The sequence below is a fragment of the Brevibacillus sp. 1238 genome, assembly GCF_029892995.1.
GTDB classification, from domain to species: Bacteria; Bacillota; Bacilli; order Brevibacillales; family Brevibacillaceae; genus Brevibacillus; species Brevibacillus parabrevis.
On sequence record NZ_JARXWC010000011.1, the window covers coordinates 147,549 to 160,576 of the forward strand.

At 53.0% G+C, this 13,028-nt stretch carries 12 protein-coding genes; 1 reads left to right on the forward strand and 11 read right to left on the reverse strand.

What is annotated here, in order from left to right:
• Positions 1–47: 47 nt before the first annotated feature.
• A complete protein-coding gene (locus tag M2298_RS21905) occupies positions 48–1,775 on the reverse strand; it encodes a methyl-accepting chemotaxis protein (RefSeq protein ID WP_122966258.1) in 1,728 nt (575 codons plus the stop codon).
• A gap of 238 nt (positions 1,776–2,013) precedes the next feature.
• On the opposite strand from M2298_RS21905, the gene solA reads away from it, so the two are divergent.
• Positions 2,014–3,150: an N-methyl-L-tryptophan oxidase gene (gene solA / locus M2298_RS21910; RefSeq protein WP_122966259.1), complete on the forward strand. Its 1,137-nt coding sequence runs from the start codon at positions 2,014–2,016 to the stop codon at positions 3,148–3,150.
• Positions 3,151–3,199: 49 nt separating this feature from the next.
• Here solA and M2298_RS21915 read toward each other — a convergent pair whose 3' ends face one another.
• From M2298_RS21915 to M2298_RS21960, 10 genes are all read right to left on the reverse strand, one after another.
• Positions 3,200–4,030, reverse strand: coding sequence for a protein-glutamine gamma-glutamyltransferase (locus M2298_RS21915; RefSeq protein ID WP_122966260.1), 831 nt, complete (start codon positions 4,028–4,030; stop codon positions 3,200–3,202).
• 61 nt (positions 4,031–4,091) lie between these two features.
• Positions 4,092–5,003 (reverse strand): DMT family transporter, encoded by a 912-nt coding sequence (locus M2298_RS21920; RefSeq protein ID WP_173597127.1) that lies wholly within the window; start codon positions 5,001–5,003, stop codon positions 4,092–4,094.
• A gap of 43 nt (positions 5,004–5,046) precedes the next feature.
• Positions 5,047–5,487, reverse strand: coding sequence for a GNAT family acetyltransferase (locus M2298_RS21925; RefSeq protein WP_173597128.1), 441 nt, complete (start codon positions 5,485–5,487; stop codon positions 5,047–5,049).
• A 100-nt stretch (positions 5,488–5,587) separates the two neighbouring features.
• Positions 5,588–6,286, reverse strand: coding sequence for an LrgB family protein (locus M2298_RS21930; RefSeq protein ID WP_173597129.1), 699 nt, complete (start codon positions 6,284–6,286; stop codon positions 5,588–5,590).
• Positions 6,264–6,653, reverse strand: coding sequence for a CidA/LrgA family protein (locus M2298_RS21935; protein ID WP_122966264.1), 390 nt, complete (start codon positions 6,651–6,653; stop codon positions 6,264–6,266). The genes M2298_RS21930 and M2298_RS21935 overlap by 23 nt, the downstream gene beginning before the upstream one ends.
• Before the next feature lie 98 nt (positions 6,654–6,751).
• Positions 6,752–7,636, reverse strand: coding sequence for a LysR family transcriptional regulator (locus tag M2298_RS21940; protein WP_122966265.1), 885 nt, complete (start codon positions 7,634–7,636; stop codon positions 6,752–6,754).
• A 115-nt stretch (positions 7,637–7,751) separates the two neighbouring features.
• Complete coding sequence (locus tag M2298_RS21945; protein WP_229049823.1) at positions 7,752–8,888, reverse strand: Ig-like domain-containing protein; 1,137 nt, start codon at positions 8,886–8,888, stop codon at positions 7,752–7,754.
• 93 nt (positions 8,889–8,981) lie between these two features.
• Positions 8,982–10,166 carry an ROK family transcriptional regulator gene (locus tag M2298_RS21950; RefSeq protein ID WP_280649097.1) on the reverse strand — a complete coding sequence of 395 codons (1,185 nt, stop codon included), beginning with the start codon at positions 10,164–10,166 and terminating at the stop codon, positions 8,982–8,984.
• A 134-nt stretch (positions 10,167–10,300) separates the two neighbouring features.
• Positions 10,301–11,215, reverse strand: coding sequence for a homoserine O-acetyltransferase MetA (gene metA, locus M2298_RS21955; protein WP_063230562.1), 915 nt, complete (start codon positions 11,213–11,215; stop codon positions 10,301–10,303).
• 302 nt (positions 11,216–11,517) lie between these two features.
• On the reverse strand, positions 11,518–12,777 hold the full coding sequence (locus M2298_RS21960; RefSeq protein WP_280649098.1) for a Glu/Leu/Phe/Val family dehydrogenase: 1,260 nt from the start codon (positions 12,775–12,777) through the stop codon (positions 11,518–11,520).
• Positions 12,778–13,028: the final 251 nt, after the last annotated feature.

Below are 13,028 nucleotides of genomic sequence, written 5' to 3' on the forward strand. Positions count from 1 at the left end.
TAGTAGAAGAACATTTCGACGGTTCTCGAAGTATGCTTGCCAGTCTCTTATACTTTGAATCGGCTGATCATATGTTGCAACTCTTCTGCCATGTTCGAGAGCGCAGTCGCGGAAGACGTAATTTCCTCCATCGCGGCGAGCTGCTCTTCTGTAGCCGCCGAGACGTTTTGCGTACCGTCTGCCGCAATCTCGGACACTTCGCTGACCAGCTCGATTGCCTTGATGACTTGTTCGGAGTGCGCGGATACTTCCTGCGCTGCTGCGGACACATCCTGCATCTGATCCGCTACAGACGTGATCGACATCTGGATTTGCCCGAAAGTCTCGCCTGCGTGGTGCACGACGAGAATCCCTTGCTGCACTTCCTTCGTTCCTGATTCCATCGATTCTACTGCCAGCTTTGTATCTGTCTGGATCGTTTTGATCAGTTGCGCGATCTGCTGCGCCGATTGGGACGACTGCTCTGCCAGCTTCCGCACTTCATCGGCAACGACCGCAAAGCCGCGCCCATGCTCTCCTGCCCTGGCAGCCTCGATAGCGGCATTGAGCGCAAGCAAGTTGGTTTGCTCCGCGATGCCTGTAATCACTTCGATAATTTGACCGATGGCTTGCGAATGGCTGCCCAGTCCATCGACTACACCTGCCAATTCGCGAATCGAATCGTGAATGGCGTTCATTTGCAAGACGGCGGCCTGAATGGACTGATTTCCTTCTCCCGCCATTGTCGCAACCTGAATAACCATGTTGGATGCCTGTTGGGCGTTCCCCGCGATATGACGAATGCCCCGGGACATATCGTCGATCGCCCGCGCTCCCTGCTCCACGCTTTTCACCTGGCGATCCGTACCGGCAGCGACTTCCTGCACCGTCACTGCAATCTGCTCTGTCGCCCGGCTTGTTTGCTCAGAGCTTGCCGTCAGCTCCTCCGCCGATGCGGCTACCTGCTCCGATGTGACGCTAACCTGACGGATTACGCCTTTGAGGCTGTCGGTCATCTCGTTGAAGGAATTGGCCAGATCGAGGATTTCGTCGCGGCTTTTGACAACCATTGGCTTCACCAGCAGATTTCCTCCTGCTACTTCCTTCATTTCCGCAACCAGACGCAAAATCGGGCCACGAATGCTTCGCGTCAGCCAGAGGGCGAGAAGCAGACACCCTGCGACCGAGATGGCAAGCGTAATGAGATTATCCCGTTTGAGCGCCTCGTACAGTTCGGCGCTTTCTCTTCCCGCGCGCTCCGTCCCCATTCTGTTGAACTCGATCATCGCATCGATGTACTTCTTGCGCTCGCCGAACAGCTCGCTCGCCTTTTTGCGCACATTGCCCAGCTCGGCCAGCTCCTCCGGCGTCGCCCCGCGCTTGACGTCCATCTTCTTTCCGATCTCCACGTATTCCTTGTTGAAAATCTCGTACTTCTTCATGGTTTCTTTCAAACCATCGAAATTTTTCCGGTCTTCCTCGTTGTAAATCGTTTTTTCGTAACTGGTCAAAAGCCCGTCGATGTATACGAAGTGTTCATCAATTTGCCCAGCGTATTTGTTTTTTTCTGCAATCGTCTCCGCGTTGAGAATCGTCTGATCCAAGCCGTAGATCGTTTCCAGCGTGGAATTGATTTTCAAAATCTCTTCCATGCCCGGCTGCCAGACCGCTTTCATCTCTTCCACTTTGCTGTTCATTTGGCTCGTCTTGTATGTACTCATCGCTCCCATGTATGCGATTACAATGAGAATTAGTGCAAACGCGCTGCCGAGCTTTTTTCCGATCGTCCATCTCATAAAAACACCACTTTTCTTGACGTTGTATGATCTCGTTATGACCCTATTCCCGTTTGAATTTCGGGGTAAACATGTCCGTTCAAATTGTACCCGCTCTGACACAAAAACGGAACGCGAAATTTGGAAAAGAATATTGTCTGAATCGTCTTTTTATTGCCACTATGAAAACACAAGCTCTATATTATAATGGATGAAAAGCAAAAGCTCGTCGGTCAGATTCACAGAGGAGGAGAACTTTATGCAAACATACGAGGTGATTATCGTCGGAGCTGGCTCAATGGGAATGGCGGCCGGGTACTATTTGGCCAAACGCGGGGTCAGCACGCTGATGATTGACGCTTTTGACCCGCCGCACACGATGGGCAGCCACCATGGAGATACCCGCATCATTCGCCACGCTTATGGAGAAGGCAAGCAGTATGTCCCTTTCGCCTTGCGGGCACAGGAGCTTTGGAGAGAGCTTGAGGAAGCTTCCGGGATGAAGCTGTTTTCCCAGACAGGTGTGCTTAGTGCTGGTGCGAAAGACTGCGCTTTTTTACAGGAAGTGCGGGAAAGTGCGGAGCGCTACTCCTTGCCGCTCGAAGTGCTCTCTGCCCGGGAAGTCCGGGAACGGTGGGCCGGGATCAACCTGCCTGACGATTTTTACGCCTGTTTGGAACCTGCTTCCGGATATTTGTACTCGGAAAATTGCATTCGCGCCTACCGCGATCTCGCCGTAGCTTCCGGCGCCGAGCTGCTTGTCCACACCAAAGTGACCAGCTTGCAGACGGATCAAGAAGACGTGATCGTGCATACAGACTCGCAGAGCTACCGCGGGAAAAAGTTGCTCGTTTCCGCCGGAGCCTGGAACTCACCCTTGCTGCACTCGCTCGGCTTGTCTGTTCCGCTTGTGCCCACGCGCAAAACCGTGGCCTGGTTCGGAGCGGAAGAAAGCTTGTACAGCTCCGATCGCTTTCCTGCCTTTGTTTTTCAGCTCAGTGATTCTATCTACTACGGCTTCCCCAGCATCGATGGCAGCGGCGTCAAAATTGGCCGCCATGACGGCGGACAAGCTATCGACCCTGACACACTGGAGCGGACGTTCGGCAGCTTTTTGTCTGATGAAGGGGATGTCCGGGGGTTTCTGGAGACGTACATGCCGCAAGCGGCGGGGGCGCTGCGCCAAGGCAGGGTCTGCATCTACACGATGACGCCGGACGAGCATTTTGTCATCGATCGTCATCCAGAGCATCCAGGCATCGTCTTTGCCGCAGGCTTTTCCGGTCACGGATTCAAATTCGCCAGCGCTGTAGGGGAGGCGACGAGCCAGCTGCTCCTCGACGGAACTTCCACGCTCGATCTGTCCATCTTTTCGCTCAGCCGCTTTTCTTCCTGACGATCAACAAAAAGCCTCTCGCCATGTTAGCGGCCGGAGGCTTTTTCGTTCACCATTCCCAAAAGAGCGAACCGATGCGAGCTGTGATCCGACTGCTCATCTCCATGGCTTGCTGTTCGAAGCGAACCTGCGGGCGCTTGTTGTCATACGGGAACAAATAGGCAAAGCCCGGGCGCGTCGCTTGCGGCACCAAATAAGCCGACCTGGTAGCGCCATACCTGCGCTGTTCATTCAAAAACTCGATCATCGATTCCGCGTCGCGGATTCCCGCACCGTGTCCATAGTACATCCCTCGGCCGAGATCAACGGCGTTTTCTCCCTGCCACTGCGGCTTATCCGGATTGTGATCGGGATTGGCAAAATACAAAATATCGCCGGGCAAAAAGGTGGTCGTCCTCGTCGTTCGCAAGTCCAAATCCTGGTCATAGCGCCAGTCATAGAGCAGGATGTCTGCAAACATTCGCTCGAAGTCTTCCCGCCGGATCGACTGGAGCACGGCGTGATACAAAATGATGACCATCGCCGTCGCGCACTCTGTCGCGTATTTTCGCCCTTCCTGAAAAATGTTGATAATCCCTTGCGATGGCGGGACGCCCGTCCGCAGCCGGAATCCGCCAAGCTCGGTTCGATCCCAGTAGACGGGATTCGCCCGTGAATTTTCAAACGTGGAAAAGGCAATTCCGCTCTCGTACAGCGCGATGGCTGACCGCACCAAATGATCTCTCATCTTCAGCTCGAACTGAAGCAATTCCGGCGACGGGTAGACAAATTCCTCCCCGCTCGCAGCCATCCGCTGCACGACTTCTCTCTGTACCCGGTTCAATCCCCATTCGTCTGCCAAAACGGCAGGGTTGGCCTGTCTGCCGCTGATGATTAACATGGGCAACCTCCTCTACACACACTGTCCTTCGTATGTGTATGCAGTCGCCCATGTCCATGTGTCAGCCTCTTGCCTGCTCCAGCACTCCTGCCGCTTTGGCCGGGACATGCTTGAGCTTGGAAAACAGGTAACACCCGACGATGACAATGACGCTGCCCAGAAGCTGGAGCAAGCTCATCGTCTCGCCCAGCAACAGAAAAGCGAGGATCGCGGTGAACACCGGATTAAAGTTGAGGAACATGCCTGCCGAGGTCGCCCCGACTTTTTGCACCCCGACATTCCACATGACCATGCTGACGACTGTCGCCAGTACCCCGACGTAAAACAGCGACAGCCAAAATGTCCAGTCCGTACGCTCGACAGTGAATGTCGTTGCGTTAAAGGGCAGCATCAGCATAACGCCAAATAGCCCCGAATACAGGGTAGACATCATCGGCGAAACGGTTTTCATCGCCCAGCGTCCGCAGACGGAGTAAATCCCCCACATCGCAACGGCAGCGAGCATCCACAAATCGCCTGTGTTGAAATGCAGTTGCGACAAATGGGCAAAGTCGCCTTTGCACAGGACGACGAGCACCCCCGCGAAAGAAATCAGCATGGCGACGATTTGCAACGGACGAATTTTTTCTTTCACCAGCAAAAAGGAAAAAATGGCGATCGAAACCGGATTGAGCGTGGACAAAAGCCCGACGTTGGTCGCATCCGTCCGCTCCAGTGCCCAGAACATGAACAAGTTGAACAGAGCTACACCCGTAACGCCCATCAAAATCAATGGGATAAGCGACTGACGCGAGGGCAGAATCCGCTTTTCGCGAATCCAGACCACTGGCAGCAAACAGGCTACGGCGATCAGCCAGCGCAAGTTGGTCAAGGTCAAGGATGACGCATGTCCCACCAAAAATTTACCGACGACAAAATTGCCTCCCCAAAGGAAGCTGGTACAAAGTAACAATCCGACGTATAAAGGTCTCATGATTCATGCTGCCTCCTGCCTAGCTGTCTAAACCCGCCCTCTATCATACACCTTTCTCGTCAGATTTGGGGGCATCGATCCATTTTTCCATGAAAATCAGCTCGTCAGCGGTAAAGCCCAGCTGTCTGTAAAAAGCTTGCACACCGCTGTTTTCCGGCTCGATCAACAGGTTGATTTTCTCACAGCCTACGTTCGCCAGCCGCCGTTCCAGCTCTTGCATAAGGCGGCTGCCCAGTGCCTGGCCCTGATAAGCCGGATCGACTGCCAGGTGATTGACCCAGCCGCGCCGCCCGTCGTAGCTGCCCATTACCGCCCCCGCGAGCTGTCCTGCCTCGTTGATGGCTACCAGAAACAGCTCCGGGTCGCGCTCCAGCTTGTGTCGCAATCCCTCCAGCGAATCCGAGCGGGACAGCGCCAGCCCTGCCCGCTGCCAAAGCTCGACGACCTCTTCATACTGCTCCAAGGAAAATGGCTGTAGTTTCATAGCGCGTCACCTTTTGTATTTTTATAAATTTATATTAATATTTATACGATTATACGCGTGAAAAAGGAGCTTGCCAAGAAGCTCCTCATTCTCCATGCCGTTATACCGCAAACCACGACATGATCAAAGGCATCAATGTAAATGCCCACACGACGGTAATCATCGCCCCGGCTATGACGGCCAAAGTAGCGCTGCTGCCTTCCGTGTCGCCGCGTTCGAACGCTTTGACCATCCCCAGCATGTGTGCTCCCATGCCGTACATCAAGCCAATCGAGACGGGATGGCGCAGCTTCATTCTTTTAATGACCCACGGTGCCAGAAACACTCCGGCAAAGCTCGTCAGCATCCCGAACACGGCTGTCATCGCCGGCATGCCGCCAATCGCTTCCGATACACTGAGCGCAATCGGCAACGTAATCGAGCGGGGAATGACGCTGATCGCTGCCGATTGGCCCAATCCGACCAGCATGGCGGTAGACACGCCCGCGAGAATCGCGATCAGCGAGCCAGTCGCCAAGCTCAGCAAGATCATTCTTCTGTGAGCCATCAAAATCGCCCAGTTCCGGTAGAGCGGCACTGCGAAAGCGACTGTCACCACGCCCATCATCTCGCTAATCCAGGAAGTCGCCTGGCTGTACTCGACGTAAGGCACGCCTGCCACGAGCAGAAACACAATCATCGCCGCCGGAGCGAGCACGGCTGGTGAAAACAGCAAGCTCGGCCGCTTTTTGTTCAGCCGCTTCGCTGCGTAAAAAAACAGGATGGTCAGCAGGACGCTACACGTTTTCAACAGGATCAAGCTGCTTCACCTCACCACGTTTGAACAACCGCTCAGCAACAACGCCTGTCGAAACCATCACCAGCGCGCATCCGCTGACGACGACGATCAACACGAGCAATCCTTTTCCTCCGAGCAGCCAAGGATACTGCATCATGCCGACGAGCGAAGGAACGAAAAACAAGATCATTTGCGAAAACAAAAGGGTGGCTCCCGCCTCGACCCACTTCAGACGCACCCAGCCATTATGCAGACAAATGAACAAAAGCAAAAGCCCGATCAAGCTGCCGGGCACAGGAATAGGCAAAAACGAAGCGATTCCTTTTCCCACCCAGGTAAATCCAAACAACAGCAAAACTTGCCCAAAGAGCAAGAACCATTTTTTCATCGAGACCACTCCGGTTCCTTCATGTTGGTACCTTCATTCTAAAGCGTCCCGATTCCATTCGTACAATACATATATATCATGATTTCTATTCCATTTGGTTATGGTGATAAATGCTGCTTCACGAAGTCGATAAAAGCCCGTGTCGCATGGGACAAATAGCTGTCTTTCCGATAGATCAAGGCGTATTGCCAATCAATCACGGGCGAAGCGATGTTCACTGTATGCAGCTGGCTATTGTTCAGGCGTCTCACAATCGAACGCGGCAGCAAGGAAATCCCCAGCTGTGTCGCTACCATTTCCCCGACAAAATCCCACAGGGAACTCATATACGCCACTTTCGGTTCAAAGCCGCTCTTCATGCACGCCTGGCGAACCACATCATGAATGGCGTACTCTTCGGTGAACAAAATAAAGTCCTCGTCTTTCAACTGCGCCAAATTCACCTCATCCATCCCCGCCAGCCAATGCTTTTGATGAGCAATCGCGACGACGTCTTCGGACACTAATGGGACAGCGGCAAATTTCTCCGCATCTGTCGGCAAAACGGTCAGTCCGAGATCGACACTTCCCTGCTCCACCTGAACTTCCAGCAGCTTCGCACTGTACTCCTTCATTTCGATATCGATGCCCGGATATTGTTTTTTGAACAGGGCGATGACATTTGGCAGCAAAAAGGAGCCTACCGTCGGCATCATGCCCATTTTTACCCGCCCACGCTCGACATTGCGAATCTCGGCTATGGACGAGGACATGCCTTCCATCAGTTGAAGCACTTTTGTCGCATAGCCGTACACCAGCTCTCCCGCCTCGGTCAGCTCCATTTTCCGCTCCGAGCGATCCAGCAAAACGACGCCAAGCTCCTCCTCCAGCGCCTTCATCATCTTGCTGATAGATGGCTGAGAGACGTGAAGGGCATTGGCTGCTTTTGTAAAATTTCTTTGTTTGGCTACTTCCACAAAGTATTGCAGTTGTCGAATATCCATCCGCTGCCTCCACGCGATCCGTTCGTTCGATCCTTGTTTATGTACAGCTTACCACAGGTGGCGAATCCATGAAAAAAACCAGGACGCGCTTGGCGCCCTGGCTGCTTTGCCTGCTTTATTTTACAGTGACCTGAACCGTCAGCATCTTGCCGCCGTATGTAGCGACAATCGTCGTGCGGCCTGCTGCAAGAGCTGTAAGCTTGCCTCCTGCCACAGTTACCACGCGCTTGTCTGCGCTCATCCATTCCGCTTCAGCCGTTACATTGGCCTTCGTCTTGTCCGAGTAGATGGCAGCCACTTGCACATCCTTGGATTCGTTGACTTTCAGTTGAAGCTGTTTTGCGCTAAGCTCCAGTCGGGAGATAACCGCAGCCTCGACCGGAATCGCGATGGTCTTCCCGCCGTAAGTAGCGGTAATTTTGGCTTTGCCTGATCCGGTAACAGTGACCACACCGTTTTCGACCGTTGCTACCTTCACGTTGTCAGACGCCCACTTCGCTTTGCTTGTGACGTCTGTCTTTTCTTTGTTGCTCATTACAGCCGTGAGTTTGACCGCCTGCGAGAAGCCAGGGCGTGTATACAGCTTTTTCTGATCGGCTTCCAGCGTGGAAACGATGTCTACCTCTACCGGAATGACCACGTTTTTGCCGCCGTATACTACTTTGATTTTCGTTTTGCCGGAGGAGATAGCCGTCACCAGTCCGTTGGCCACTGTCGCGATCTGTGGATCGGCGCTCGTCCATTCTGCCCCTGTCGTTATATTCGCTGTCGACTTGTCCGAATACGTAGCGGTTGCCGCGATTTGCTTGGCAGCTCCCGATTTTAACACAAGCTTTTTCTGGTCGGCAACGAGCTTCGTGATCACTTCTACTTCTGTCGTCACAGTTACGAATTTGCCGCCGTAGCTGGCTTTTACTTTTGCCGTTCCGCTGCCTGTCGCTCGCAAAAGTCCCGCTTCTACCGCCACGATGCTGCTATTGGACGTGGACCACTCCGCTTTGTGCGTCACATCTTCCGTCGTCTTGTCCGCATACTGCGCGATCACGCTCAACTGCTGTATACCGTCTTTTTTCAACCGGACCGTCTTGTCCTTGATCGTCAGCTTCGACAGTTTCTTGGTCTGATTGGCTGTTGTCTCTGCTTTTGCCATTTCTGTCGCAGGAGTTACGCCGGAAAGAATCGTTCCGACTGTCAGGGCAAACGTCAGCAAAACCTTTTGCCAGCCGCGCATGTACGTGCTTTTCTTCGCCACGGTTTTCTCTCCTTCTTCTCTATATCTATTTTCCACTATTTACTATATCGGCATATTAGAGAGGGTTGATAAATGTTTTTTGCCAAATGTGCTCTAGTCTTCGCTCCACGTTCCTGCGAGTGGCGCAAAGTGCTGCATCGCCAGAGCACCTGCTCCCATGACGATCGCCGTTCCTCTCAGTTCGGATGGAATCACCCGGAATTTCCCGCGAAATGGCTCCCAGATGACTTGGTCGCTATGCTCCTCGACCAGCTCGACAATCTCGCGGTAATTTTCCACCAGGTCGCCGCTGAGAATGACCGTATCGGGATTGTACATGCAGACGATATTGTTGATCGTGATCCCGATGTACAGCGCTGTGCGGGAAACGATCTCCTTCGCCCAGCGCTCCCCGTCTCTCGCAGCGGCAAATACCTCGCGGACGTCTGCCACTTCCTTGACCCGCCGCGCTTCGAGAATCAGCGCGTTTTCATCGATATACGTTTGCAGGCAGCCTCGCTTGCCGCACTCGCACAAGTTGCCGTTCGGATCGAGCGTTGTATGTCCCAGTTCGCCCGCACTGTTCGAGCCGCCGCGAAACACTTCGCCGTTGATGATCAAAGAAGAACCGATGCCTGTCCCGATGCCGATCAGGGCTGTCTTGTTCGAGCCTTTTGCCGAGCCGTACAAATATTCGGCGAGGATTTTGACCTTCAAGTCATTGTCAATTACCGTCTTAATGCCCAGCTCTTTTTCGATCAAGCCAGCAAAAGCTACGTCCTTCCAGCCCAACGTAGAGGAAAGCTCGACGACTCCCCGCTCATAGTTGATCACGCCAGGCACGCCGATGCCTACTCCGATTACTTTTTCCGCTGGTACGCCTTGCTGCTCAATCATCCCGCGAATTTCCTGGCAAATCAGGGCTGCCGTCTCTTCCGGCGTCCCTGCCAACGCCTTGTGTTCTACGCGGTGATGGGCGATGATCGTCTCGCTGAAGTCCATCATGCCGAAGCTGATCCGCTTTTTCTCGATGTCGACCCCAATCGTATAGATCGCGCCTGGCTCAATGTCGAGCATGATCGCCTTCCTGCCGACGCCGGACGATGTCAGCTCCGTCTCCCGAATTACGCCCTCCTCGCACAGCTCGCTGACAAAACGGCCGATCGAGGTAGCGCTCATTCTCGTAATTTTCGTGATCTCGGCCCGGGAGATCGGCCGCTGCTTTTTGATAATATCGAGAATCATCAGCTTGTTGTGCTGCTTGATAACATCCTGGTCCTGTTTCACGATTTTTTTCATCACAGAAACTCCCACCTTGCTTGTATATGAGATGCCGCTGGCTTTTCCTTGATTATTACCCTCACACTACCTGTCAGTCACTACTACGTCAACTGATAAAAAACCACCCGATTTCTCGGATGGTTGTGCGTGTGTCACTTGTTGTTCAGGTCGTACGGAGTCTCCTGGTAGACGTAATAGTTCAGCCAGTTGGAGAACATCAGATTGGCATGGGCACGCCAGGTAACGATCGGCTCCTGACTCGGATCATCTCCGGGATAGTAATTGCGCGGAACAGTGATGTCCAGCCCCTTGTTCACATCCCGCTGGTACTCGTCCTGCAACGTGGTAGGATCGTACTCGGAATGACCCGTCACGAAAATTTGTTTGCCGTCCTTCGTCGCGACAGCATACACTCCCGCTTCCCTGGACTCGGACAAAATCTCCAGCTCGGCCACCTTCTCGATGTCCTCCCGGCGGTTTTCCGTATGACGCGAATGGGGAATGTAAAAGTAATTGTCAAAGCCGCGGAACAGCTTCACATTTTTCTTGTTCAAGGTATGAGGGAAAATCCCGAACATTTTTTCCGGCAAAGGATGCTTCGGTACGCCAAAGTGGTGATAAAGTCCAGCCTGCGCTCCCCAACAAATATGCAAGGTCGAAGTCACGTTTGTCAGCTTCCAGTCGAGGATGGTCTTCATTTCCTCCCAATACGTCACTTCCGTAAAGTCGAGCTGCTCGACAGGCGCGCCTGTAATCACCATGCCGTCAAAGTATTGGTCCTTGATCTCCTCAAACGTTTTATAAAACATCGACAGATGCTCTTCCGATGTGTTTTTGGATGTATGGCTGGACATGTGCAGCAGAACGATTTCCACCTGTAGGGGAGTATTCCCCAGGAGGCGAAGCAACTGTGTTTCCGTTGTTTCCTTCACGGGCATCAGGTTCAGGATGACGATTCGCAGCGGCCGAATGTCTTGTGTAAACGCACGGCTCTCCTTCATCACAAAAATATTTTCGCGGGCCAGCACTTCCACCGCTGGAAGCTCGTCGGGCAGTTTGATTGGCATAAAGATCCCCCTTTCCATTCTTTGCAAAACAGGTAGAAAAACAATAATCCGACTAATTCGCCAAAAATACTTGGCTTCCTGCTTGAACCAGAAGCGACATGGAAAAATCGCGCGTGGGAAACACAGGAAAGCGGCACATGTAACGAGCTTATATATGTTTTAATATTGCGCAACTTTTTCGTCAAATCATTATACCTTTATTCCAGGAAAAATAGCAGGTCTTTTTCTGCAACGGGATGGAACGAAAAAACCTCCCGCCAAAAAACATGCGAGAGGCTGCTTCGGTTCCGTATGCCCACTTGTCAAATCCAGCCGCGTGCCTCCATCGCTTCCGTAATGCGCAAAAGCGAGATCATGTACGCTCCTGTGCGCAGGTCGACTTTGTACTGGTCCGCCAGCTCCGCCACCGCGCGATAAGCGTTGACCATGGCCGTTTGCAGCTTGTCGTTTACTTCCTGCTCGGACCAGTAGTAATTCATCAAGTTTTGCACCCACTCGAAGTAGGAAACCGTCACACCGCCTGCATTCGCCAAAATATCGGGAATGACCACGACTCCTTTTTCGCGCAAAATCGCATCGGCATCAGGGGTCGTTGGGCCGTTGGCTGCTTCTGCAATCCACTTGGCCCGAATCTGACTCGCATTTGCCGCTGTAATCACATTTTCCAGGGCGGCAGGGATCAAAATGTCCACTTCCAGCTCCAGCAGCTGTTCATTGCTGATCACGGTAGCGCCCGGATAATCCAAAATCGTGGACGCATCTTTGCATTGTCCGACTTTCGGGATATCCAGTCCTTTTTCGCGGTAGATGCCACCGCGCGAATCGCTCACGGCGACGATCCGGAAGCCAAGCTCAGTCAACAGCCTTGCCGCGATCCTGCCTGCGTTTCCGTACCCTTGAATGGCTACGGTCGTCTCCTGTGGCTTGCGGCCAGAGTCTTTCAACGCCTCCAAAATCGTGAAGACGCAACCGCGGGCCGTCGCTTCGTTTCTGCCTTTTGACCCGCCCACTGCAAGCGGCTTGCCCGTAATGACGCCCGGCGAATAAGCGCCCTTCAATCGGCTGTATGTATCCATCATCCAGCCCATGATTTGCGGTGTCGTATACACATCCGGCGCAGGGATATCTGTATCCGGTCCGACGATGTCTGCGATTGCTTCCATGAAACCGCGGCTCACTCTCTCCAGCTCGCCTCGGCTCAGTTCGTGCGGATCGCAGATAACGCCGCCTTTTCCGCCTCCATAGGGCAGACCGACCACTCCACATTTGAACGACATCCACATGGAGAGCGCTTTTACTTCATCCATCGTGACGTCAGGATGAAAACGGATGCCCCCTTTGGTTGGCCCCACCGAATCGTTGTGCTGGGAACGGTACCCTTCAAAAACGCGGACGCTGCCATCGTCCATTTTGACGGGAAAATGGACGGCAAGCACTCGCTTGGGTCTTTTCAAGATTTCGACGGCTTCGCGCGGCAAACGAAGCAACGCCGCGGCTGCATCGATTTGCTTCTGAACAATCTCGTATGGATTCAGACTCTCTTTTTCTACTGTCTTTTGCATGCTTGATCCTCCCCACCTATCGTGCATCACCCTGGCACAGAGCTAAAGGATGAATGGAGTCATTATATACGAAAGGACCAAATTCAGACAATTTATTTTTTGTGTTTTCACATTATTGTGTTATTTTCGTCAAAAATAAAAAAAGCCCGATGCATGTGGGACTGACCCCGTAATGTGAGACAAATCAAAACACCTTCAAGAGAACCTGACCATGTCGTAAGATATGGGGACAACCTTGGAGGTGTTTTTGC